Source organism: Citrobacter sp. LST-B2, from assembly GCF_057983045.1.
This window is the reverse complement of sequence record NZ_CP192598.1, coordinates 3,872,789-3,896,206: the sequence shown is the minus strand read 5'-3', so window position 1 is coordinate 3,896,206 and position 23,418 is coordinate 3,872,789. Positions and strand designations below refer to the sequence as shown.

Sequence of the window (23,418 nt, the reverse complement as noted above, 5' to 3'; positions counted from 1 at the left end):
TGAATGCCCCGCAGCACCTGGTTCAAAGCGTTACTGTTGTTGGTCGCCTTTTGGGCGCCTTTAAGTCAGGCAGATACCGGTTGGCAGCCCATTGCGGAAACCATCCGTAAAAGCGACAAAGATACCCGCCAGTATCAGGCCGTCCGTCTCGATAATGGTTTGGTGGTATTACTGGTATCCGACCCGCAGGCGGTGAAATCGCTTTCTGCGCTGGTGGTGCCCGTGGGGTCTCTGGAAGATCCCGATGCGCATCAGGGGCTGGCACATTATCTTGAACACATGTGTCTGATGGGATCGAAAAAGTACCCACAGGCCGATAGCCTTGCGGAATACCTCAAATTGCACGGCGGCAGCCACAATGCCAGCACCGCGCCGTACCGCACGGCGTTCTATCTGGAAGTGGAAAACGACGCGCTTACTGGTGCCGTTGACCGCCTGGCCGATGCCATTGCTGAACCGTTACTGGATAAAAAATATGCCGAGCGTGAGCGCAATGCAGTAAACGCTGAGCTGACGATGGCGCGTACCCGTGACGGGATGCGAATGGCGCAGGTGAGCGCGGAAACCATCAACCCGGCTCACCCCGGTTCACGTTTTTCCGGCGGCAACCTGGAAACCTTAAGCGACAAACCGGGTAATCCGGTGCAACAGGCGTTGCGCGATTTTCACAGCAAGTATTACTCCGCCAATCTGATGAAAGCGGTTATCTACAGCAATAAGCCATTGCCGGAACTGGCAAAGATTGCTGCAGAGACCTTTGGGCGAGTGCCCAACAAGAATATCGAGAAGCCGGAAATTACCGTTCCGGTCGTCACTGATGCGCAGAAGGGCGTTATCATCCATTACGTACCTGCGCTGCCGCGTAAAGTGCTGCGCGTTGAGTTCCGAATCGACAACAACAGTGCGCAGTTTCGTAGTAAAACCGATGAACTGATCACCTATCTGATCGGTAACCGTAGCCCGGGTACGCTTTCTGACTGGCTGCAAAAACAAGGGCTGGTGGAAGGTATTCGCGCGGACTCCGATCCGGTAGTCAACGGCAACAGCGGTGTGTTAGCCATTTCCGCTACCCTGACCGACAAAGGGCTGGCGAACCGCGAAGAAGTGGTTGCGGCTATTTTCAGCTATCTCAATCTGTTACGCGAAAAGGGCGTCGATAAACGCTACTTTGACGAGCTGTCGCATGTGCTTGATCTGGACTTCCGTTACCCGTCGATCACCCGTGATATGGATTACGTCGAATGGCTGGCGGATACCATGATCCGCGTGCCGGTGGCGCATACTCTGGACGCAGTGAACATTGCTGATCAATACGATGCGAAAGCCATTCAGGCGCGTCTGGAGATGATGACGCCGCAAAATGCGCGAATCTGGTACATTAGCCCAAAAGAACCTCACAACAAGACCGCTTACTTTGTTGATGCTCCTTATCAGGTCAATAAAATCAGCGAGCAGACGTTCAGCGAGTGGCAGAAGAAAGCGCAGGAGATAGCCCTGTCTCTGCCGGAACTGAACCCTTACATTCCTGGCGATTTCACGCTGATCAAGCCGGAAAAGAAATACGACCGTCCGGCGCTGATTGTCGATGAGCCTAATTTGCGCGTGGTATACACCCCGAGCCAGTATTTCGCCAGCGAACCGAAAGCGGACGTGAGCGTCATTCTGCGTAATCCACAGGCGATGGACAGCGCCAGAAACCAGGTCATGTTTGCGCTGAACGATTATCTGGCGGGAATTGCGCTCGATCAGTTAAGTAACCAGGCGGCGGTGGGCGGCATCGGTTTCTCAACCAACGCTAACAATGGCTTAATGCTCAATGCTGACGGCTATACGCAGCGTCTGCCGCAACTTTTCCAGGCATTGCTTGCAGGTTATTTCAGCTATACCGCAACTGAAGAGCAGCTTGAGCAGGCGAAATCCTGGTATAGCCAGATGATGGATTCTGCCGAAAAGGGGAAAGCCTACGAGCAGGCGATTATGCCGGTGCAGATGATCTCTCAGGTGCCTTATTTTTCCCGTGACGAACGGCGTGCACTGCTGCCGTCGATCACCCTGAAAGAGGTGATGGCCTACCGTGAAGCATTGAAAACGGGCGCTCGTACGGAGTTTCTGGCGGTTGGCAACATGAGCGAAGCGCAGATCACGACGATGGCGCGGGATATCCAGAAACAGCTGGGGGCGAACGGTTCCGAATGGTGTCGCAACAAAGATGTGCTGGTGGATAAGAAGCAGTCTGTCATTTTTGAAAAAGCGGGCAGCAGTACCGACTCCGCGCTGGCGGCAGTCTTTGTCCCTGCCGGTTATGACGAGTATGCCAGCTCGGCCTACAGCGCCATGCTGGGCCAGATTGTCCAGCCGTGGTTCTACAATCAACTGCGAACGGAAGAGCAGTTAGGGTATGCGGTGTTTGCCTTCCCGATGAGCGTCGGACGCCAGTGGGGAATGGGTTTCCTGCTGCAAAGCAGCGATAAACAGCCGCCGTATCTCTGGGAACGCTACAAGGCGTTTTTCCCCACGGCGGAAGCAAAACTGCGGGCCATGAAACCGGAAGAGTTCGCCCAGATTAAACAGGCGATCGTCGCGCAGATGTTGCAGGCACCGCAAACGCTGGGTGAAGAAGCGTCGAAATTAAGCAAAGATTTCGATCGCGGCAATATGCGTTTCGATTCACGTGATAAAATTGTGGCTCAGATAAAACAGCTGACGCCGCAAAAACTTGCTGATTTCTTCCATCAGGCGGTGGTCGAGCCGCAAGGCATGGCGGTACTGTCGCAGATTTCCGGCGGTCCAAACGGGAAGCCGCACTATGTGCACCCGGAAGGCTGGAAAGTGTGGGACAACGTCAGCGCGTTGCAGCAAACTTTGCCCCTGGTGAGAGAACAGAATGAATGATGTCGCCGAGTCCCTTGATCCCCTGCGCTTGCCCCTCACGGGCGAGCGCCTGATTGAAGCCTCTGCGGGCACCGGCAAAACCTTTACTATCGCGGCGCTCTATCTGCGCCTGCTCCTCGGGCTCGGCGGGTCTTCCGCCTTTCCCCGTCCCCTGACCGTTGAAGAACTGCTGGTGGTAACCTTTACTGAGGCCGCCACCGAAGAGTTGCGCGGGCGTATCCGCAGTAATATTCATGAGCTGCGTATCGCCTGCCTGCGCGAATCGACTGACAACCCCCTTTATGCCCGTCTGCTGGATGAAATCGACGATAAAAAGCAGGCGGCGCAGTGGCTGCTGCTCGCCGAAAGACAGATGGATGAGGCGGCGGTATTCACCATCCACGGTTTTTGTCAGCGCATGCTGAGTCTGAATGCCTTCGAATCCGGCATGTTATTTGAACAACAGCTGATCGAGGATGAATCGCTTCTGCGTTATCAGGCCTGTGCGGATTTCTGGCGCCGTCACTGTTACCCCCTGCCGCGTGAAATTGCCGAGGTGGTGTTTGAAACGTGGAAAGGGCCACAGGCGCTGCTGGCGGATATTAACCGTTACCTGCAAGGGGAAGCGCCGGTTATCAAAGCGCCACCGCCGGATGACGAAACGCTGGCGTCCCGTCATCAGCAGATCGTGCAGCGAATCAATGCGCTTAAGCAACAATGGTGTGATGCTGTGGGTGAACTTGAGGGATTGATGGAAGCCTCAGGCATCGACCGGCGTAAATTCAACCGTGGCAACCAGGGCAAATGGATTGAGAAGATCAGCGCCTGGGCGCAGTCCGCAACGCAAAGCTACCAGTTGCCAGAGGCACTGGAGAAATTCTCTCAGCGTTTCCTTGAGGACAGAACCAAAGAAGGCGGCGTTGTGCCGCAGCATCCGCTGTTTGTCGCGATTGATGAATTACTGGCGGAACCGCTGACGCTCAGAGATCTGATGATCACCCGCGCGCTGGCGGAGATCCGTGAAACGGTGGCGAAAGAAAAACGCCGCCGGGGTGAACTGGGGTTTGACGATATGCTCAGCCGACTGGATAGCGCGTTGCGCAGTGAAAGCGGCGATGCGCTGGCGGCGGCGATCCGTACCCGCTTCCCGGTAGCAATGATCGATGAGTTCCAGGATACCGATCCGCAGCAATACCGTATTTTCCGTCGCATCTGGCAGCATCAGCCAGACACTGCACTGCTACTGATTGGCGACCCGAAGCAGGCGATTTATGCGTTTCGCGGCGCGGATATTTTTACCTATATGAAGGCCCGCAGTGAGGTCAGCGCGCACTATACCCTCGACACCAACTGGCGTTCCGCACCAGGCATGGTGAACAGCGTCAACAGGCTGTTCGGCCTGATGGATGACGCTTTCATGTTCCGCGAGATCCCGTTCCAGCCGGTGAAATACGCCGAAAAAAACCAGTCGCTGCGTTTTGAATTTTACGGCGAAACTCAGCCCGCAATGACGATGTGGTTGATGGAAGGAGAAAGCTGCGGAATAGGCGATTATCAAAGCTATATGGCGCAGGTGTGTGCTGCGCAGATCCGCGACTGGCTGAAGGCCGGGTTGCGTGGAGAGGCGATGCTTATCAGCGGCCACGACGCGCGTCCGGTGAGCGCGGCGGATATCAGCGTGCTGGTGCGTAGCCGCCAGGAAGCGGCGCAGGTACGCGATGCTCTGACACAACTGGCGATTCCGTCCGTCTATCTTTCCAACCGCGACAGCGTGTTTGAAACGCTGGAAGCGCAGGAGATGCTCTGGCTTCTACAGGCGGTGATGGCGCCGGAAAAAGAAAATACGCTACGCAGCGCGCTGGCGGCCTCAATGATGGGGTTGAACGCGCGCGACATTGACATGCTCAATGGCAATGAAAACGCCTGGGATCGGGTGGTTGACGAGTTTGTCGGCTACCGTCAAATCTGGCAAAAACGTGGCGTGATGCCGATGCTGCGTGCGCTGATGTCAGCGCGACAGATTGCGGAGAACCTGCTGGCAACGGCGGGAGGTGAGCGTCGCCTGACCGATATTTTGCACATCAGTGAGCTATTGCAGGAGGCCGCTTCGCAACTGGAAAGCGAGCATGCGCTGGTGCGCTGGCTCTCGCAGCATATTCTTGAGCCTGACAGCAATGCTTCCAGCCAGCAAATGCGTCTGGAAAGCGACAGCCATCTGGTGCAGATCGTCACCATCCACAAGTCAAAAGGGCTGGAGTATCCGCTGGTCTGGCTGCCGTTTATCACGAATTTCCGCGTTCAGGATCAGGCGTTTTATCACGACCGCAACTCGTTTGAAGCAGTTCTGGATCTGAGCGAGGCGGACGAAAGCGTGGCGCTGGCGGAAGCCGAAAGGCTGGCGGAAGATTTGCGTTTACTGTACGTGGCGCTGACGCGTTCAGTCTGGCACTGCAGTCTGGGCGTCGCACCTCTGGTTCGTCGTCGGGGCGATAAAAAGGGCGATACCGATGTGCATCAGAGCGCGCTGGGGCGTCTGCTGCAAAAAGGCGAACCGATGGATGCCGCCGGGCTACGCTCGGCGATAGACGCAGTTTGCGATGAGAACATCGTCTGTCGTATCCCGGACGCGGTCAGTATGGAGCCGTTGCCTGGCACCGTTGCGAGCGAGGCGTCTCTGAATGCCCGACGGGTACAACGAACGCCGGGCGACAACTGGCGGGTGACCAGCTATTCCGGCCTGCAACAGCGTGGTCACGGCATCGCACAGGATCTGATGCCGCGACTGGATATCGATGCGACAGGCGTGGGTGAAGTGGTTGAGGAGCCGGAACTGACGCCGCACCAGTTCCCACGCGGCGCATCGCCAGGAACATTTTTACACAGCCTGTTTGAAGATCTCGATTTTACCCAGCCGGTTGAGGCTGCCTGGGTGCAGGAAAAACTGGAGCTTGGTGGCTACGATGCCGACTGGGAACCGGTCATCACCGCGTGGGTGACGACGATTCTCCATGCGCCACTCAATGAGACTGGCGTCAGTCTGAGCCAGCTTTCTGCGCGTGAAAAACAGGTCGAGATGGAGTTTTATCTGCCCATTAGCCAACCGCTTATTGCGGAAAACCTGGATGCGCTGATCCGCCAGTTTGACCCGCTCTCGGCGGGCTGTCCGCCACTGGAGTTCACCCAGGTTCGCGGGATGCTGAAGGGCTTTATCGATCTGGTATTTCGTCACAACGGGCGCTATTACCTGCTGGATTACAAATCGAACTGGCTGGGAGAAAACAGCGCCGCTTACACCCCAGAGGCGATGGCGGCGGCCATGCAGGCGCATCGCTATGATTTGCAGTATCAGCTCTATACCCTCGCGCTGCACCGGTATCTGCGCCATCGCATCGCAGATTACGACTACGAGCGCCATTTTGGCGGCGTGATTTATCTGTTCCTGCGCGGCGTGGACAGCAAACAGCCGCAGCAGGGGATTTACACTACACGCCCGGCGGGTGAGTTGATTACCCGGATGGACGAGATGTTTGCCGGGGTGGCGCTGGAGGAGGCATCATGACGCTACAGAAGCGATTACTTGAGGCCGTCGGGCAGAAGCAACTGCGCCCGCTGGATGTGCAATTCGCTCTGGCGGTGACCGGCGAACATGAACCTGCCGTGACGCTGGCAGCGGCGTTACTCAGCCGGGATGCCGGAGAAGGGCACGTCTGTTTACCGCTTTCTCAACTGGCGCTGAACGCGGATAATCCCCCTTTCTATTCTTCATGCCTTAGCGACATTGGCGAACCCGAGAACTGGGAAGAATGCCTGCTCGCTTCCGACGCCGTCAGTCATGGAGAGCGGCCATCGCCGATGGTCCTTTATGGCGACCGTTTGTATCTGAACCGGATGTGGTGCAACGAACGTACCGTTGCTCATTTCTTTAGCGAGGTGAATCGACCCATTGAGGTGGATGAAACCTTGCTGACGCAAACGCTGGAAGCGCTGTTCCCGACGACAAACGAAATCAACTGGCAAAAAGTCGCCGCGGCGGTCGCGCTGACCCGCCGTATTTCGGTGATTTCAGGCGGGCCGGGAACGGGGAAAACAACCACCGTGGCCAGGCTGTTGGCGGCGCTGATCCAGATGGCGGAAGGCGAGCGTTGCCGTATTCGCCTGGCGGCGCCGACGGGTAAAGCAGCGGCGCGTTTGACGGAGTCCTTAGGCAAGGCGCTGCGTCAGTTGCCGCTGACGGATGAACAAAAGAAACGTATCCCGGATGATGCCAGCACGCTGCACCGGTTGCTGGGTGCGCAACCCGGCAGTCAGCGTTTACGCCATCACGCGGGCAACCCGCTACATCTGGATGTGCTGGTGGTGGATGAGGCGTCAATGATCGACCTGCCGATGATGTCGCGCTTGATCGACGCATTGCCGTCGCACGGACGTATCATTTTCCTTGGCGATCGCGATCAGCTTGCTTCGGTCGAGGCGGGGGCGGTGCTGGGGGATATCTGTGCCTGGGTGAATGCGGGTTATACCCCTGAACGGGCGCAGCAACTGGCTCGCTTGACGGGGATGTCCGTTCCGGCAGGTGCTGGCGAAGACGCCGCCACGCTACGGGACAGCCTCTGTCTGCTGCAAAAGAGCTACCGTTTTGGCAGCGATTCCGGCATCGGGCAACTGGCGGCGGCGATTAACCGTGGCGATAAGGCGGCGATAAACGACATTTTCCTGCAAGGCTTCAGCGATATCGATAAACGGACGCTGGAGAGCAGTGAAGATTACACCGCCATGCTTGAAAACGCACTGGCAGGTTATGGACACTATCTGCAACTGCTTCAGGCGCGCGCGGAGCCTGCATTAATCATTCAGGCATTCAATGAGTTCCAGCTGCTGTGCGCGCTGCGCGAAGGGCCGTTTGGCGTGAGCGGACTGAATGAACGTATCGAACTGGCTATGCAGCAAAAGCGCAAAATTCATCGCCTGCCACATTCCCGCTGGTATGAAGGGCGGCCAGTGATGATTGCCCGTAACGACAGCGCGCTGGGCTTGTTTAACGGCGATATCGGTGTGGCGCTCGATCGTGGGCAAGGATTAAGAGTCTGGTTTGCGATGCCGGATGGCAGTATTAAGTCTGTGCAGCCCAGCCGCCTGCCAGAGCATGAAACGACCTGGGCAATGACGGTGCACAAATCTCAGGGCTCGGAGTTCGATCATGCCGCGCTGGTGTTACCCACGCAGCGCACGCCGGTGGTGACACGGGAACTGGTGTATACCGCCGTGACCCGCGCACGTCGCCGCCTGTCGTTATATGCCGATGAACGCATACTTGGCAGTGCGATTGCCACCCGAACCGAACGACGCAGTGGGCTGTCGACGTTGTTTAAATGAGAGGTTGCCGGATAAGCCATTTGCGTCGCTATCCGGCAATGCGATAACCGCTACCCCAGATCCGCCATCAGGACTTTGGATTTCCGCTGATAGTTGTACATCTCTTTTTTACTTTCCGGCAGCAGGTCGATATCCACCGGCGTGAAGCCGCGTTCCTGGAACCAGTGAATGCTGCGGGTCGTCAGGACGAACAGCTTGCTTAGGCCAATCTGCTTCGCCTGGGCGGCGATCCGCTCCAGTAGCACTTCTCCCCTTGAAGAACTGCGGTAGTCCGGATGGACAGCCACGCAGGCCATTTCGCCGATTTTTTCTTCCGGGAAGGGGTACAGTGCGGCACAGGCGATGGTCATATTATCGCGCTGGATAATGGTGAACTTGTCGATCTCCATTTCCAGTTGTTCGCGTGAACGACGCACCAGAATGCCCTGCTGTTCCAGCGGGCGGATCAGCTCCAGGATCCCGCCGATGTCGTTAATGGTGGCGCGGCGGATCTGCTCGGCGCTTTCCATCACAATTTGTGTCCCGATACCGTCGCGCGAAAACAGCTCCTGCAACAGTGCGCCATCTTCCTGATAACTGATCAGGTGACAACGACGGACGCCGCTGCGACAGGCTTTCACCGCGCCACGCAGAAAGCGTACGGTACCCGAGTTGTAATCGCCTTTTTCTTCCTGTGCTTCTACGCGCGCCTGGGCCTCGTTCGGGAACAGTTCGGAGACGATATCACCGTCGTCGTTGGTCACCCCTTGCGAAGAACAGAACCCGATCATCTTTTCGGCTTTCAGTTTAATCGCCAGTTGCGTGGCGATCTCTTCTGAAGTCAGGTTAAAGCTTTCGCCAGTGACAGACACCGCAACGGGGCCCATCAGCACAATGGCGCCGCTGTCCAGTTGACGATGGATCGCCTCTTCATCGATGCGACGGATACGTCCGCTGTGGCAGTAATCTACGCCGTCATCGACGCCCAGCGGCTGCGCAATGATAAAGTTGCCGCTGACCACGTTGATATGCGCCCCCTGTAGCGGCGTATTGTTCAGGCTCATCGACAGGCGAGCGGTGATATCCAGTTGCAACGTTCCCGCCGCCTGCTTTACCAGCTCCAGCGTTTTGGCGTCGGTGACGCGGGTATTTTTGTGATACATCGGCTCATGGTGATGAGTGGCGAGGTTGGCGTCAATTTGCGGACGCGCGCCATAAACCACGACCAGGCGAATGCCGAGGCTGTGAAGAAGCCCAATGTCATTGACGATGCTGGAAAAGTTTTCATGCTCAATGGCTTCGCCGCCGAGCATAATGACAAACGTTTTTCCCCGATGGGTATTGATATAGGGAACAGAATGGCGGAATCCCTGTACCAGTTCGGTTCTACGCTCCTTCACCACGGCATATCCTCATTGCATGATTATTCGTAATTAGTGTATTTTTATTCTGTTTTTCCGCCGCGCGCAAGTGCAAATTTTGACCCTGACAAAGTTTTTTCTCAGTAATACCGTGAATACAATAAGAATGTTTACCCTTTTATAGATGACAGATTATGCGTCATTCGTTAAAGTTTCCGGTCAATTTAGACGTTTACTATCTCATCACCAATACGTTTTATTTTGCTCGGGAGAAGCATGTCAGGATCCAATCCACCTATTAGCCGCCGTCGTTTACTGCAAGGGGCGGGCGCCATGTGGCTATTGAGCGTCAGTCAGGTCGGTCTGGCTGCGGTCAGTCAGGTCATTGCGGTTCGTATTTGGCCAGCATCCAGTTACACCCGTGTGACGGTGGAATCGAATCAACAGCTGAAGTACAAGCAGTTTGCGCTGAGCAATCCTGAACGCGTGGTGGTGGATATTGAAGGTGTGAACCTGAATTCCGTGCTGAAAGGCATGGCGGCGCAAATTCGCCCCGACGATCCTTACATTAAGTCGGCACGCGTGGGACAGTTCGATCCGCAGACCGTGCGCATGGTGTTCGAACTGAAGCAAAACGTGAAACCACAGCTGTTCGCGCTGGCGCCGGTGGCGGGTTTTAAAGAGCGTCTGGTTATGGATCTCTATCCGGCCAATGCGCAGGATATGCAGGATCCGCTGCTGGCGCTGCTGGAAGATTACAACAAAGGCGATCTTGATAAGCAGGTACCGCCCGCGCAGAGTGGGCCTCAGCCGGGTAAAGCGGGACGCGATCGCCCGATCGTGATCATGCTCGATCCAGGGCATGGCGGTGAGGATTCTGGCGCTGTCGGTAAATACAAGACGCGTGAGAAAGATGTGGTGTTGCAGATTGCCCGTCGGCTGCGCGCGTTAATCGAGAAAGAAGGCAATATGAAGGTTTATATGACGCGAAATGAAGATATTTTCATTCCGCTCAAGGTGCGAGTGGCGAAAGCCCAGAAGCAGCGGGCCGACCTGTTTGTCTCGATTCATGCGGATGCGTTCACCAGTCGCCAGCCCAGCGGTTCGTCCGTGTTTGCGCTATCGACCAAAGGGGCGACCAGTACGGCGGCGAAATATCTGGCGCAAACGCAGAACGCCTCGGATTTGATCGGCGGCGTGAGCAAAAGCGGCGACCGCTACGTCGACCACACCATGTTCGATATGGTGCAATCGCTGACCATCGCCGACAGCCTGAAGTTTGGTAAAGCGGTGCTCAACAAACTCAGCAGGATTAACAATCTGCATAAAAATCAGGTGGAACAGGCCGGGTTTGCGGTGCTGAAAGCGCCGGATATCCCGTCGATTCTCGTTGAAACGGCGTTTATCAGTAACATCGAAGAAGAGCGAAAGCTGAAAACAGCCACCTTCCAGCAGGAAGTGGCAGAGTCGATTCTGGCTGGGATCAAAGCGTACTTCGCCGATGGGGCGACGCTGGCGAGAAGGGGATAATAAAAAAGCGCTGAAAAGCGCTTTTTTTACGAACCGCAGATACAAAAAAACACCCGTTAAGGTGTTTAGTATTGGTTGCGGGGGCCGGATTTGAACCGACGACCTTCGGGTTATGAGCCCGACGAGCTACCAGGCTGCTCCACCCCGCGTCCGTCTTCCTGCTTCGCATTTTTAAACTGCTTTGCAGAATTAGATACTGCATCAAAATTTGATTGGTTGCGGGGGCCGGATTTGAACCGACGACCTTCGGGTTATGAGCCCGACGAGCTACCAGGCTGCTCCACCCCGCGTCCGCCATTCTGCTGCGCATTTTAAGCTGTTTAGCAGAAGCATGTACTGCATCAAATTTTAATTGGTTGCGGGGGCCGGATTTGAACCGACGACCTTCGGGTTATGAGCCCGACGAGCTACCAGGCTGCTCCACCCCGCGTCCGTGGATGCGCACTATACTCTGCTAACATTTTCATGCAACCCTTTTTTCACCTGGATCACGGTTTCGGGATGAAAATGAACAAAAACAAGGCATTTCAGTTTAAATAATGTGCAAAATTTGCGTCTGGGCAGCGGTGCTCGTTTCATTAGCGGGCCGGGTTTGTTATCTTCATGACGCATGATTTACAGCTAAAAGAAGAGAACAATGAAAGGACGTTGGGTAAGTTACCTTCTCATGGGCGCGGTGGTTGCAATGCTGGCTGCCTGTTCCTCTAAACCAACCGATCGCGGACAGCAGTATAAAGACGGGAAGTTTACCCAGCCTTTCTCACTGGTGAACCAGCCGGATGCCATCGGCGCACCGATCAACGCCGGCGATTTTGCCGAGCAGGTCAATCAGATCCGCAGTGCTTCTCCGCGTCTGTACGGCAATCAAAGCAACGTTTATAACGCGGTGCAGGACTGGCTGCGCTCTGGCGGCGATACGCGCACCATGCGCCAGTTTGGTCTCGACGCCTGGCAGATGGAAGGTGCCGATAACTACGGCAACGTGCAGTTTACCGGTTACTACACGCCGGTGATTCAGGCGCGCCATACGCGTCAGGGCGAATTCCAGTACCCAATCTATCGCATGCCGCCGAAACGGGGACGCTTGCCGTCTCGCGCGGAGATTTACGCGGGCGCACTGAGCGAGAACTACATTCTGGCGTACAGCAACTCTCTGATGGATAACTTCATCATGGACGTGCAGGGTAGCGGCTATATCGATTTTGGCGACGGCTCCCCGTTGAACTTCTTCAGCTATGCCGGGAAAAACGGGCATGCCTATCGCAGCATCGGCAAAGTACTGATCGATCGAGGCGAAGTGAAGAAAGAAGATATGTCGATGCAGGCGATTCGCCACTGGGGCGAAACCCACAGCGAAGCAGAAGTGCGTGAGCTGCTGGAGCAGAATCCGTCATTCGTCTTCTTTAAACCGCAATCTTTTGCCCCGGTGAAAGGTGCCAGTGCTGTACCGCTGATTGGTCGCGCGTCGGTGGCGTCTGACCGCAGTATTATTCCGGCAGGCACCACGCTGCTCGCCGAAGTCCCGCTGCTGGACAACAACGGGAAATTTAACGGGCAGTATGAACTGCGCCTGATGGTGGCGCTGGATGTCGGCGGGGCAATTAAAGGCCAGCACTTTGACATTTACCAGGGCATCGGGCCAGACGCCGGACACCGCGCAGGCTGGTACAATCACTATGGTCGCGTGTGGGTGCTGAAGAGCGCACCGGGCGCAGGTAACGTGTTCAGCGGCTAGTTGTCGGATGGCGCTTCGCTTATCCGTCTACATCATCGGGTAGGCCTGATAAGGCGCAGCCGCCATCAGGCAGTCATACCGTTCGATATTAATGAATTTGAGGTGTTATGTCTGTGGTTATCAGTGATGCCTGGCGTCAGCGTTTTGGCGGCACCGCGCGTCTGTATGGTGAAAAAGCCCTGCAATTGTTTGCCGATGCGCATGTCTGCGTGGTTGGGATCGGCGGCGTCGGTTCCTGGGCGGCAGAAGCTCTGGCGCGAACCGGGATTGGCGCGATTACGCTCATCGATATGGATGACGTGTGCGTGACCAACACCAACCGCCAGATCCATGCTCTGCGCGACACTGTTGGGCTGGCGAAAGCCGAGGTGATGGCTGAGCGTATCCGCCAGATTAACCCCGAGTGCCGGGTGACGGTAGTCGATGATTTTGTAACGCCGGATAGCGTCGCAGAATACATGAGCGCAGGCTTTAGCTATGTGATTGACGCGATTGACAGCGTGCGGCCAAAAGCGGCGCTGATTGCGTACTGTCGGCGCAATAAGATCCCGCTGGTGACCACCGGCGGCGCGGGTGGGCAGATCGATCCGACGCAGATTCAGGTTGTTGACCTGGCGAAAACGATTCAGGATCCGCTGGCGGCGAAACTGCGCGAACGACTGAAAAGCGATTTTGGCGTCGTGAAAAACAGTAAAGGCAAACTCGGCGTCGACTGCGTGTTTTCAACGGAAGCGCTGGTGTATCCGCAGTCTGATGGCAGTGTGTGCGCCACGAAGGCGACGGCGGAAGGACCCAAACGAATGGACTGTGCGTCGGGGTTCGGTGCGGCAACGATGGTTACCGCCACGTTCGGTTTTGTAGCAGTATCCCATGCGTTAAAAAAGATGATGGCAAAAGCGGCGCGTCAGGGCTGAGATTCTCTTGCGCGGGGCAATGCGTCGCAGGCCGGAAGACGAGCCTGCGTCGTCATCCGGCAGCGTGAGCCGCTTCGACGATCGCTTCATTGAGTGCCTCCAGCCCCTGACTGCGCGACGCGCTGAGCTGAGTGCGTAATCCCAGTTCATCAAACAAGGCCAGCGGCGAATGGGCCAGCAGTTCCGCTGCGGTTTTCCCTTCTGCGGCGGTCAGTAATACCGCCAGCAGTCCGCGCACGATGCGACCTTCACTGTCGCCGAAAAAGTGTAAAGTGCCCTTTTCAGAGCGCGTATATCCCAGCCAGACGCGATTTTCGCAGCCCGCGATCTCTTTAGCCTGCGCTTTGAGATCGTCGGGCAGTGCCGGCAGCTGTTTACCGAGCAAAATCAGCTGTCGATATTTGTCTTCCCACTGGGTCAGCGGGATAAAGGTATGACGCAACGTCTCTTCGGTTACGGTTGTGCCAAACGGGTGTCCGGCAAACATTGGGCTAGTCATTAATCCACCAGTATTTCCAGGGCGCGATCAACGGCGTTGATCAACGCATCCACATCACTTTGGGTATTATACGGTGCGAATGAGGCACGTAGCGTACCCGAGACGCCAAGTTCAGCCAGCAGCGGCTGCGCGCAGTGCTGACCGGCACGTAGCGCAATACCATATTCCGCCAGCAGGGTGACCATATCGCTATGATGAACACCAGCAAAATCAAAGGCCAGCAGACTGGAGTCCTGACAGCGAAATGAGCGAAATCCCGGACGCTGGGCCAGCGCCTCTTCCGCCAGTGTAGCCAGCCCCCGACTCCAGCTTTCCGCCTGGGCGATATCAACATCGGCTAGCCATTCCAGCGCGGCGCTCATGCCAATCACGCCAGCGACGTTAGGGGTACCTGCTTCAAGCTTCCACGGTGCGGCCTGAGTAGTGAAGCCCTCGAAACTGACGTCGTTGATCATCTTACCGCCACCGAGCCATGGCGACATGGCCTCCAGCAGCGCCGGTTTGCCGTAAAGCACGCCGATACCGGTTGGACCGTACAGCTTATGGCCTGAGAAGGCGTAGAAATCGATGTCGAGCGCCTGGACATCCACCGGGAAATGGACGGCTCCCTGCGCGCCATCCACCATCACTACCATGCCCGCGGCATGGGCGAGGGTAATGGCACGGGCTAAGTCCGGGCAGCCGCCGGTCACGTTCGACATCTGCCCCAGCGCGAGGATTCGGCTGCGCGGGGTGATGGTTGTCTGCAGACGTTCAACGTCAGGCAGGTGCTGGGCATTGAGCGGCAGCTTGACCACTTTCGCCCCAGTTTGCTCTGCGAGCATCAGCCACGGCACGAGATTCGCGTGATGCTCCGCGACGCTGACGATGATTTCATCGCCCGGTTGCAGGCGAGGGCGGGCATAACTCTGCGCCACCATATTGATGGCCTCCGTCGTGCCCCGGGTCCAGACGATGGTTTTGTCATCTGGCGCATTCAGCAAATGCGCCACTTTTTCCCGTGCGGCCTCATAGCGCGCGGTCAGGTGCTGGGCTTCGGCGAACTGGCTGCGATGGACGTTGCCAGCGCTCAGGCTATAGAACTGCCGGGTCGCCTCGATGACGGCCTGCGGTTTAAGGGCCGTCGCGGCGCTATCCAGATAGACGCCCGCGTCAGCGAGTGCCGGAAATTGCGCGCGAAACTGCGCGGGATTGAAAGCGTTCATGGTATTCCTCGGTTCAGTAATCCGATCGTGGCGCAAATTGGTCGTTGATTCAAGAAGTGTACGGTCACCAGGAATCTTCTGGATGTTGTGGCGAAATCAGACCAGTAGCTTATGCTGAATTATGTTAGGCAAATCTTTTTGCCTGTTACGGAGTACGTTTTTAATAGCATAAACAGCTTTAAGGAGAAGAAGATGAAAAAGACTGCCGCAATTATTTCCGCATGTATGCTGACTTTTGCCCTGAGCGCCTGTTCCGGTCCGAACTACGTGATGCACACCAATGACGGGCGTAGCATCGTTGCGGACGGTAAGCCGAAAACCGATGATGAAACCGGGATGATTTCGTACAAGGACGCTAATGGCAACAAACAGCAGATCAATCGTACCGATGTGAAAGAGATGGTCGAGTTGGATCAGTAGTCGGTAGAGAGTAGGTAAAAAAAAGCACCGCAAATTGGCGGTGCTACATTAATCACTATGGACAGACAGGGTAAATGTACAGGAAGTGAAAAAGGGTAGCGTTGCTACCGTGGTCTGAATCGCAGACCAATTGCAAACACAACAACACAACATCACAACCGTAAGCCAAAAGCCCACCAGAACACGCATTCCGATAAAACTTTTCGTTCCGGCTCAGGAAGTGCCGCCACTATAGGTATTTGCTGGTAGTTCCTCAACGGACAAATTATAATGGCTCAGATTAAAAAAACTAATAGGTTACACAGTGTAGCTTAATTGTTAAATTCTTTTAACATCAAAGTTTAAAAGCCATGTCAAAACGACTTCCACCTCTGAACGCATTACGTGTTTTTGATGCCGCCGCACGGCATCTGAGCTTCACCCGCGCAGCAGAAGAGCTTTTTGTGACGCAGGCCGCAGTAAGCCACCAAATCAAGTCACTTGAGGATTTTTTGGGGCTTAAGCTGTTTCGCCGACGCAACCGTTCTCTTCTTCTTACTGAAGAAGGACAGAGCTACTTTCTCGACATAAAAGAGATTTTTTCGCAATTAACCGAAGCGACGCGTAAACTTCAGGCGCGAAGTGCAAAGGGGGCGTTGACGGTCAGTTTATTGCCCAGTTTTGCGATTCAGTGGCTGGTGCCCCGACTCTCTAGCTTTAACTCAGCTTATCCGGGAATTGACGTCAGAATCCAGGCCGTGGACCGTCAGGAAGACAAACTGGCGGACGATGTTGACGTGGCGATTTTTTATGGTCGCGGTAACTGGCCTGGACTGCGCGTAGAGAAATTGTACGCCGAATATCTGTTGCCGGTGTGTTCGCCGTTGCTGTTGACGGGCGATAAGCCCCTGAAATCGCCAGAGGATTTGGCTTCGCATACTTTGCTACATGATGCCTCACGTCGTGACTGGCAAACTTACACGCGACAGCTAGGGTTAAATCACATCAACGTCCAGCAGGGCCCTATCTTTAGCCACAGCGCGATGGTGCTGCAGGCCGCTATCCACGGACAGGGCGTAGCGCTGGCGAATAACGTGATGGCGCAGTCAGAAATTGAAGCGGGGCGACTGGTCTGCCCGTTTAATGATGTACTGGTCAGTAAAAACGCATTTTATCTGGTTTGTCATGACAGTCAGGCAGAACTGGGTAAAATAGCCGCCTTCCGTCAGTGGATACTGGCGAAAGCGGCCACGGAACAAGAGAAATTCCGCTTTCGTTACGAACAATAACTTACGTAGGGTATTACCATGACCAGCCGTTTTATGCTGATTTTTGCCGCTATCAGCGGCTTTATTTATGTCGCTCTGGGGGCTTTCGGTGCGCATGTCCTGAGCAAAACCCTCGGTGTGGTTGAAATGAGCTGGATCCAGACCGGCCTGCAATATCAGGCGTTTCATACGCTGGCGATATTCGGGCTGTCGGTTGCGATGCAACGCCGGATCAGCATCTGGTTTTACTGGAGTAGCGTTTTCCTCGCGCTAGGAACGGTGCTGTTTAGCGGCAGCCTGTATTGCCTGGCACTGTCTCATCTGCGCCTGTGGGCGTTTGTTACCCCTGTCGGCGGCGTCAGCTTCCTGGCAGGTTGGGTGCTGATGTTAATCGGCGCTATCCGTTTGAAGCGTAAGGGCGTAGTTCATGAATAAGGTTGTGTTGTTGTGTCGCCCGGGCTTTGAAAAAGAGTGTGCCGCAGAAATCACCGATAAAGCAGGGCGTCGGGAGTATTTCGGTTTTGCCCGCGTCAAAGAAAATGCAGGCTATGTCATCTATGAATGCTATCAGGCCGAAGACGCCGAAAAAATTATCAGCGAGCTGCCGTTCAGTTCGCTGATTTTTGCCCGCCAGTGGTTTGTGGTCGGCGAGTTGCTCCAGCACTTGCCGCCGGAAGATCGCATTACGCCGATTGTCGGCATGTTGCAGGGCGTGGTGGAAAAGGGTGGCGATCTGCGCGTGGAAGTGGCGGATACGAACGAAAGTAAAGAGCTGATGAAGTTCTGTCGCAAATTCACGGTGCCGCTGCGAGCCGCCCTGCGCGAGGCTGGCGTGCTGACGAATTATGAGACGCCGAAGCGCCCGGTGGTGCACGTCTTTTTTATCGCGCCAGGCTGCTGCTATACCGGTTACTCGTATGCCAGTAATAACTCGCCGTACTATATGGGCATTCCGCGCCTGAAGTTCCCGGCCGATGCGCCCAGCCGCTCGACGCTGAAGCTGGAAGAAGCGTTGCACGTGTTTATTCCGCAAGATGAGTGGGATGAGCGTCTGGCAAACGGGATGTACGCGGTGGATTTAGGTGCCTGCCCCGGCGGCTGGACCTATCAACTGGTCAAACGCAATATGTGGGTGTATTCGGTCGATAACGGCCCGATGGCGCAAAGTCTGATGGATACCGGACAGGTTACCTGGCTGCGCGAAGACGGCTTTAAGTATCGCCCCAACCGCAACAACATCTCGTGGATGGTGTGCGATATGGTTGAGAAGCCGGCGAAAGTGGCGGCGTTGATGGCGCAGTGGTTGGTCAACGGCTGGTGCCGGGAAACTATCTTTAACCTCAAGTTGCCAATGAAAAAACGCTACGAAGAGGTCTCGCAGAATCTGGCCTATCTCCAGGCGCAGCTTGATGAGCATGGTGTGAATGCGCAAATTCAGGCGCGGCAGTTGTACCACGACCGTGAAGAAGTGACGGTGCACGTGCGTCGCCTGTGGGCCGCCGTAGGCGGACGTCGCGACGAGCGCTAGCTCGCGCCGTTGCAGATCTGATGCACTGTTGTTCATCAGGTCTGCAACCCATTCCCGTTAGTGGTTATGACTGCGGCGTGTCCGACACAATATGCGTTACGTCGTCCAGATGACCGAGTCGGGCTTCTCCGGAACGATTGAATTTGCTTTTGTCGATCAGCAATAACGACTGTGACGCGCGTTTCAGCAGGACTGATTTGAAATCCGCGTTGAAGGTGCTGGAATCCCACAGTGCGCCGTGGCGGTCGATCCCTTCGCAGGAAAAAATGAACAGATCGATATCAAGAAATTTGAGTTGTGAAATGAGTGCGGGGTTGACGTAGCAGCCGTGTTTGCGCTCCAGCCTGCCACCAGAACTGATGAGCTGAAGTTGTTGGCGTTTGCCGAGCTCCTGACAAATCGGCTGGCTGTTGGTGAAAACCTGTATATTGATATCCGGTAGTTGCCGCGCCAGATACCAGCAGGTGGAGCTGGCATCCAGCGCAATCACCATCCCTTCTTCAATCCAGCTCAACGCCTTTCGGGCAATATCGGCTTTGTGCGCGTAATGGCTCTTCAGCCGAATATGAAAGGGATCGCCACTGTCCGGGTTTTCCCGCGCGATCCCTTTAACGCGCCCGTGATTGCGCAGAACCTTCCCTTGTTCCTGTAGTTCACTGAGATCGCGGCGGATCGTCTCTTTACTGACGTTGAGCTGAACGGCCAGTGCTTCGGTGGTCAGGCTTTTATGCTGACTGAGCAGATCCACAATCGTCTGCTGGCGTGCCGCTTTCATCTCTTCTCACCTCTCAATCAAATGCCCTGACCGCGATTGAGATTACGGGGTTACCCCTTTTTTTAAAAGAATATTCCCGTACTTTGCGCACTCGCCGGTGATAACAATGGCAAAGGCCTTTTGTGCACGGGCGTAGAAGGCGAAACGATCGATTCGCGCGATCTCCGGGCATGGCGCCTGTAGGGAAAGCGCTTCGCGATAGCGTGTTTCAACGTGCGGGTCGAGGGTATCGCCCTCGACGGCAGCCATCATCACCAGCGGTGGTGCATAGCTGTCGAGTTCAAACAGCGGGATCACGGCTCGCAGTAAGTCGCTGACGCTGAGACCATCCGCACGGATCACCTGCGGTCCCATGCTGTGCGCCGGGAAGTGCGCGTCTGAGAAAATAATCTCATCGCCGTGTCCCATTTGCGCCAGTACTTTAAGTAACTCCGGCGAAATGAGGGGAGAAATCGTTTTAAGCATGCGAGATTCCTTTACAGTTTTTCGGGATAGAAATAACGGTACTGGTAGCGCACTTGTTCTCTGGCCTGTTGTGGGCTGGAAAACGCACCGATACCGTACCAGCCGTACATCGCCGCGCCGGCAACGGTGGTTTCTGCGTCATCCAGCACTTTGATGGGGATCTCCAGGGTGTTGGCCTTAATCTGATTCCATAGCGTATTGCGACTCCCACCTCCGACCAGCAGCAGTTCTGTGGCGTTGAACTGGCCAATTTTTTCCAGCGTATGCAGGTTATGTCGCAACTGGTCCGTTAATCCTTCCAGCGCCGCGCGATAGAAATGACCGCGGGTGGTATTCAGGGTGACGCCACGCCAGCCTGCATCCGCAGAGGAGAGCAGCTCGCACAGCATCCGCACGCCATCGGCCCCGGCGGGAACCGCTTGCGCTTCCGCAATCAAGGTTTGCCACGGGGTTTCGGGTGTCCACAGCAGCTTGCGCACCCATTCAAGGATGCCGGAGGCAAGCCATTGCATCCCCGGATTGTAAAGCCCCGGCTGGCTGTCCAGTTCACAGGTTGAACCGGCATGACTGCTCAGTAACGCTGTATTGACTCTGGCGCTACGCACCATCAGGATTTCCCACGTGCCGGAAGAGAGAACTGGCTCATCTTGCCCCGCACCAGCGCCAAACAGCGCGAACTGGGTATCGTGTCCGGCAGAGATCACGGGAATTCCCGGTGGGAGACCGAGCATCGTTGCCATTGCGGGCCGCAACGAACCTACCAGTTCACCGGCTTCCACGAGTCGCGGGAAGAGCCGTCTCGGCAACCCTGCGGCCTGCAAGATATCGGCGCTGAAATCCCGCTGCTGAATATCCAGCATTTGGCTGGTGCCCGCCATGGTGATGTCAGTGGTGAATTCGCCGGTCAGGCGATGAGTAATGAGTGAGGAGATAAACAGCCAGGCGTGGGCTTGATCCAGCCGTTGCGGGTGATTTTCTTTAAGCCAAATCAGCTTATATAAGGTGTTGAAGCTGAATGCGCCGACGCCGGAAAGCGTCTGCAACTGACGCGGCGGCATAAAGCGGCTGATATTTTCCATTATCGCGGCAGTGCGCGGGCATTTCCAACTGATGATTGGGTAGAGCAATTCGCCGTTTTCATCGACCAGCGCGCCGTCAACGCCAAAGGTGGTGACGGTGATAGCGCGGATCTGAAAGGCCGAAAGTTCAGCCGACAGTGTCCGGCAGCACTGTGCGAAACGTTGCAGGATGGCGTCCAGCGACCACTGATGCCAGGCGGTGTTTTCCGTGGCTACCTCGCTGGCATTAGCAACCGCCGCACGAGCAACGATGTGTCCCTGACGATCTACGGCAATGGCCCGCACGTTGGTCGCGCCACAGTCGAGAACCAGGATGATTTCATTTTTCATAATGACTCCCGTTGCCGGATGGCGCTGTGCTTATCCGGCCCACGAGTCATTCCCCGTAGACCAGATAAGATGTGCCAGCGTCGCCATCAGGCAGTTGCGCGATCCTTAACGTTTATACAGTGGCCCGTAGTTCTGACAGGCGCGGTAGTCCTGGCCTTCTGTATCCATCCCGTGTGCGGCCCAGGCGGAAGGGCGGTAAATTTTCGCCTCTTCCACATTGTGCATGCAGACTGGAATGCGCAGCATCGCGGCGAGGGTGATGAAGTCTGCGCCGACGTGGCCGACGGTCAGCACGCCGTGGTTTGCCCCCCAGTTCGCCATCACGGAATAGACGTCGGAGAACGGTCCTTTGCCGGTAAGACGTGGCGCAAACCAGGTGGTAGGCCAACTGGAGTCGGTGCGTTTGTCGAGGGTGTCATGGACCTCTTTTGGTAGCTCGACGCTCCAGCCTTCCGCAATTTGCAGCACTGGTCCCAGGCCGTTGATGATGTTCACGCGGGTCATAGTGAACGGCACGCCGCCTTCGGTCAGGAAGCGTGATGAATAACCGCCGCCGCGAAAATATTCATGGATTGCCGGACACCACTCGGTTGCCGCGAGGCAGGCGTCAGCCTCCTGCTGCGTGATCTCCCAGTGTGGTTTCATCGTCGGTTTTCCTTCGCTGTCACGCTGTTTACAGGTGCCATCCAGCGCGGCGGAACCGGAGTTGATCAGATGGATAATGCCGTGTTCTGCCCGTCCGGTCAGCGGCTGACCGGTCACGCGTTCAACCGCTTCTGGTGACCAGTAGGTACGCACATCGGCAAAGACCTGCGCGGTGCCGGTCAACTGATGTCCCAGCAGCATGGCTACGCCGTTCAGACTGTCGTTTTCGGTGGCGACAACAAACGGTTCGCGTACACCGTTCCAGTCAAAAGAACTGTTCAGTAGCGCTTCGGCGGTATCACCGTTGGGATATTGATCGGTCCAGTGACGCTGTCCCTGGAAGCCTGCGGCAATCGCGTTATAACCGAGTGACTCCTCCACGCGTCCCATCTCCGCGAGCTTAGGATTTCCTTGCATCATGTCGCGAATGCACATTGCCATCAGCAGGCTTTCCCGCAGGATGGCCCGGCTCTGTTCGGCGTTGCGTTGATATTGCTTCGCGTTTTTATCTTCACCGTAGCGGAAGTGTTTATCCGCCCACGCCAACGCCATTTCCAGCTCGGCTTCGTCATAGATTTTTTGATCGATGCGGCGGCGCAGTTCGGTCATATCGACGGACTGGACCTTCATCCCCAGCCAGGACTCAAAGAAATGATGATCGACGATGGAACCAGCGATCCCCATCGACACCCCGCCCAGCGAAAGGTAGCTTTTTCCCTTCATGCTGGCGACGGCGAGCCCTGCCCGGGCGAATCGCAGCAGTTTTTCCTCAACGTCGGCTGGGATCGATGTATCTCCGGCATCCTGTACATCCTGGCCGTAGATAGAGAACGCAGGGATCCCTTTTTGGCTATGCGCTGCCAGCGCGGCAGCCAGGTAGACCGCGCCCGGACGTTCGGTACCGTTAAAGCCCCAGATGGCTTTCGGGCGCAGGGGATCCATATCGATGGTTTCACTACCGTAGCACCAGCACGGTGTTACGGTGATTGTCAGGCCGACGTTTTGACTGCTGAACTTTTCCTCACAGGCGGCAGATTCTGCCATTCCGGCAATACAGGTGTCGGCAATAACGCAGTCAACCGGGGTGCCACAGGCGTAGCGCAGTTTTTCTGTCAGCAGGGTGGCAGTGGCCTTTGCCATATTCATCGTCTGTGCTTCCAGAGATTCACGAACGCCCATTCGGCGTCCATCAATAACCGGACGAATACCAATTTTCGGCAGGCTGATCTTCTTCATTCGGGGTTCCTCATTTCACGTATAGGCGTGCTGCTCAGGTGGATGACAGGGCATCACCGCAACAGTCGGCTGAAACAGGTAAATTTGCTAACTCGAGTTAGCTTAGGTATTGGCGTGTTTTTTACACAACTTTTTTCTGATGGGATTGTGAGGGGCTTCACGAGAAGTGGTTAAAATTCGATCTGCATCAAATAATTAAATGACAGACAAATTTAGTAAAATATTT

General features: G+C 55.7%; 17 protein-coding genes and 3 tRNA genes. 10 read left to right on the top strand and 10 right to left on the bottom strand.

Features of this window, described 5'->3' with window-relative positions; genetic code table 11:
- Nucleotides 1-3 precede the first annotated feature (3 nt).
- The 3 genes from ptrA to recD are packed head-to-tail and all read left to right on the top strand — an operon-like array spanning nt 4 to nt 8,244.
- The gene (ptrA, locus tag ACQ0PY_RS18755; RefSeq protein ID WP_109739438.1) at nt 4-2,892 is read left to right on the top strand and encodes a pitrilysin; all 2,889 of its coding nucleotides are present in this window, start codon (nt 4-6) and stop codon (nt 2,890-2,892) included.
- Nucleotides 2,885-6,430, top strand: a complete 3,546-nt coding sequence (recB, locus tag ACQ0PY_RS18750) for an exodeoxyribonuclease V subunit beta (RefSeq protein ID WP_109739437.1) — start codon at nt 2,885-2,887, stop codon at nt 6,428-6,430. The genes ptrA and recB overlap by 8 nt, the downstream gene beginning before the upstream one ends.
- Nucleotides 6,427-8,244, top strand: a complete 1,818-nt coding sequence (gene recD / locus ACQ0PY_RS18745) for an exodeoxyribonuclease V subunit alpha (RefSeq protein WP_109739436.1) — start codon at nt 6,427-6,429, stop codon at nt 8,242-8,244. The genes recB and recD overlap by 4 nt, the downstream gene beginning before the upstream one ends.
- Nucleotides 8,245-8,294: 50 nt before the next feature.
- Here recD and argA read toward each other — a convergent pair whose 3' ends face one another.
- Nucleotides 8,295-9,626, bottom strand: a complete 1,332-nt coding sequence (gene argA / locus ACQ0PY_RS18740) for an amino-acid N-acetyltransferase (protein ID WP_042999482.1) — start codon at nt 9,624-9,626, stop codon at nt 8,295-8,297.
- Nucleotides 9,627-9,860: 234 nt separating this feature from the next.
- On the opposite strand from argA, the gene amiC reads away from it, so the two are divergent.
- The gene (gene amiC, locus ACQ0PY_RS18735; protein WP_109739435.1) at nt 9,861-11,114 is read left to right on the top strand and encodes an N-acetylmuramoyl-L-alanine amidase AmiC; all 1,254 of its coding nucleotides are present in this window, start codon (nt 9,861-9,863) and stop codon (nt 11,112-11,114) included.
- Nucleotides 11,115-11,186: 72 nt separating this feature from the next.
- On the opposite strand, the gene ACQ0PY_RS18730 is transcribed toward amiC, so the two are convergent.
- From ACQ0PY_RS18730 to ACQ0PY_RS18720, 3 genes are all read right to left on the bottom strand, one after another.
- Nucleotides 11,187-11,263: transfer RNA gene (locus ACQ0PY_RS18730), tRNA-Met, on the bottom strand.
- Nucleotides 11,264-11,327: 64 nt separating this feature from the next.
- Nucleotides 11,328-11,404, bottom strand: a tRNA-Met gene (locus ACQ0PY_RS18725).
- 63 nt (nt 11,405-11,467) lie between these two features.
- Nucleotides 11,468-11,544 (bottom strand) — tRNA-Met (locus tag ACQ0PY_RS18720).
- Between the two features lie 207 nt (nt 11,545-11,751).
- On the opposite strand from ACQ0PY_RS18720, the gene mltA reads away from it, so the two are divergent.
- Nucleotides 11,752-12,849: a murein transglycosylase A gene (gene mltA / locus ACQ0PY_RS18715; RefSeq protein WP_042999484.1), complete on the top strand. Its 1,098-nt coding sequence runs from the start codon at nt 11,752-11,754 to the stop codon at nt 12,847-12,849.
- 107 nt (nt 12,850-12,956) lie between these two features.
- Nucleotides 12,957-13,763 carry a tRNA cyclic N6-threonylcarbamoyladenosine(37) synthase TcdA gene (gene tcdA, locus ACQ0PY_RS18710; RefSeq protein WP_109739434.1) on the top strand — a complete coding sequence of 269 codons (807 nt, stop codon included), beginning with the start codon at nt 12,957-12,959 and terminating at the stop codon, nt 13,761-13,763.
- Nucleotides 13,764-13,815: 52 nt separating this feature from the next.
- Here tcdA and csdE read toward each other — a convergent pair whose 3' ends face one another.
- Nucleotides 13,816-14,262, bottom strand: a complete 447-nt coding sequence (gene csdE / locus ACQ0PY_RS18705; protein ID WP_042999486.1) for a cysteine desulfurase sulfur acceptor subunit CsdE — start codon at nt 14,260-14,262, stop codon at nt 13,816-13,818.
- Nucleotides 14,262-15,467: a cysteine desulfurase CsdA gene (gene csdA, locus ACQ0PY_RS18700; RefSeq protein ID WP_109739433.1), complete on the bottom strand. Its 1,206-nt coding sequence runs from the start codon at nt 15,465-15,467 to the stop codon at nt 14,262-14,264. Before csdA ends, csdE begins: the two co-directional genes overlap by 1 nt.
- 192 nt (nt 15,468-15,659) lie before the next feature.
- Here csdA and ACQ0PY_RS18695 point away from each other — a divergent pair, with 192 nt between their 5' ends.
- From ACQ0PY_RS18695 to rlmM, 4 genes are all read left to right on the top strand, one after another.
- The gene (locus ACQ0PY_RS18695) at nt 15,660-15,887 is read left to right on the top strand and encodes a YgdI/YgdR family lipoprotein (RefSeq protein ID WP_042322452.1); all 228 of its coding nucleotides are present in this window, start codon (nt 15,660-15,662) and stop codon (nt 15,885-15,887) included.
- A gap of 350 nt (nt 15,888-16,237) precedes the next feature.
- On the top strand, nt 16,238-17,155 hold the full coding sequence (gene gcvA, locus ACQ0PY_RS18690) for a glycine cleavage system transcriptional regulator GcvA (RefSeq protein WP_042999488.1): 918 nt from the start codon (nt 16,238-16,240) through the stop codon (nt 17,153-17,155).
- Nucleotides 17,156-17,173: 18 nt separating this feature from the next.
- Nucleotides 17,174-17,569, top strand: coding sequence for a DUF423 domain-containing protein (locus ACQ0PY_RS18685; RefSeq protein WP_042999489.1), 396 nt, complete (start codon nt 17,174-17,176; stop codon nt 17,567-17,569).
- Nucleotides 17,562-18,662 carry a 23S rRNA (cytidine(2498)-2'-O)-methyltransferase RlmM gene (gene rlmM, locus ACQ0PY_RS18680; protein ID WP_042999490.1) on the top strand — a complete coding sequence of 367 codons (1,101 nt, stop codon included), beginning with the start codon at nt 17,562-17,564 and terminating at the stop codon, nt 18,660-18,662. Before ACQ0PY_RS18685 ends, rlmM begins: the two co-directional genes overlap by 8 nt.
- Nucleotides 18,663-18,726: 64 nt before the next feature.
- Here rlmM and fucR read toward each other — a convergent pair whose 3' ends face one another.
- From fucR to fucI, 4 genes are all read right to left on the bottom strand, one after another.
- Nucleotides 18,727-19,437 carry an L-fucose operon activator gene (gene fucR / locus ACQ0PY_RS18675; protein WP_042999491.1) on the bottom strand — a complete coding sequence of 237 codons (711 nt, stop codon included), beginning with the start codon at nt 19,435-19,437 and terminating at the stop codon, nt 18,727-18,729.
- A 42-nt stretch (nt 19,438-19,479) separates the two neighbouring features.
- Nucleotides 19,480-19,902, bottom strand: coding sequence for an L-fucose mutarotase (fucU, locus tag ACQ0PY_RS18670; protein WP_042999492.1), 423 nt, complete (start codon nt 19,900-19,902; stop codon nt 19,480-19,482).
- Between the two features lie 11 nt (nt 19,903-19,913).
- Nucleotides 19,914-21,311, bottom strand: coding sequence for an L-fuculokinase (fucK, locus tag ACQ0PY_RS18665; protein ID WP_109739432.1), 1,398 nt, complete (start codon nt 21,309-21,311; stop codon nt 19,914-19,916).
- 105 nt (nt 21,312-21,416) lie between these two features.
- On the bottom strand, nt 21,417-23,192 hold the full coding sequence (fucI, locus tag ACQ0PY_RS18660; protein WP_109739431.1) for an L-fucose isomerase: 1,776 nt from the start codon (nt 23,190-23,192) through the stop codon (nt 21,417-21,419).
- Nucleotides 23,193-23,418: the final 226 nt, after the last annotated feature.

What these genes read in the sequence shown, in the direction of transcription:
- ptrA (WP_109739438.1), top strand. Translation starts at nt 4, where the DNA reads ATGCCCCGCAGCACCTGGTTCAAAGCGTTACTGTTGTTGGTCGCCTTT.
- recB (WP_109739437.1), top strand. Translation starts at nt 2,885, where the DNA reads ATGAATGATGTCGCCGAGTCCCTTGATCCCCTGCGCTTGCCCCTCACG.
- recD (WP_109739436.1), top strand. Translation starts at nt 6,427, where the DNA reads ATGACGCTACAGAAGCGATTACTTGAGGCCGTCGGGCAGAAGCAACTG.
- amiC (WP_109739435.1), top strand. Translation starts at nt 9,861, where the DNA reads ATGTCAGGATCCAATCCACCTATTAGCCGCCGTCGTTTACTGCAAGGG.
- mltA (WP_042999484.1), top strand. Translation starts at nt 11,752, where the DNA reads ATGAAAGGACGTTGGGTAAGTTACCTTCTCATGGGCGCGGTGGTTGCA.
- tcdA (WP_109739434.1), top strand. Translation starts at nt 12,957, where the DNA reads ATGTCTGTGGTTATCAGTGATGCCTGGCGTCAGCGTTTTGGCGGCACC.
- csdE (WP_042999486.1), bottom strand. Translation starts at nt 14,262, where the DNA reads ATGACTAGCCCAATGTTTGCCGGACACCCGTTTGGCACAACCGTAACC.
- csdA (WP_109739433.1), bottom strand. Translation starts at nt 15,467, where the DNA reads ATGAACGCTTTCAATCCCGCGCAGTTTCGCGCGCAATTTCCGGCACTC.
- ACQ0PY_RS18695 (WP_042322452.1), top strand. Translation starts at nt 15,660, where the DNA reads ATGAAAAAGACTGCCGCAATTATTTCCGCATGTATGCTGACTTTTGCC.
- gcvA (WP_042999488.1), top strand. Translation starts at nt 16,238, where the DNA reads ATGTCAAAACGACTTCCACCTCTGAACGCATTACGTGTTTTTGATGCC.
- ACQ0PY_RS18685 (WP_042999489.1), top strand. Translation starts at nt 17,174, where the DNA reads ATGACCAGCCGTTTTATGCTGATTTTTGCCGCTATCAGCGGCTTTATT.
- rlmM (WP_042999490.1), top strand. Translation starts at nt 17,562, where the DNA reads ATGAATAAGGTTGTGTTGTTGTGTCGCCCGGGCTTTGAAAAAGAGTGT.
- fucR (WP_042999491.1), bottom strand. Translation starts at nt 19,437, where the DNA reads ATGAAAGCGGCACGCCAGCAGACGATTGTGGATCTGCTCAGTCAGCAT.
- fucU (WP_042999492.1), bottom strand. Translation starts at nt 19,902, where the DNA reads ATGCTTAAAACGATTTCTCCCCTCATTTCGCCGGAGTTACTTAAAGTA.
- fucK (WP_109739432.1), bottom strand. Translation starts at nt 21,311, where the DNA reads ATGAAAAATGAAATCATCCTGGTTCTCGACTGTGGCGCGACCAACGTG.
- fucI (WP_109739431.1), bottom strand. Translation starts at nt 23,192, where the DNA reads ATGAAGAAGATCAGCCTGCCGAAAATTGGTATTCGTCCGGTTATTGAT.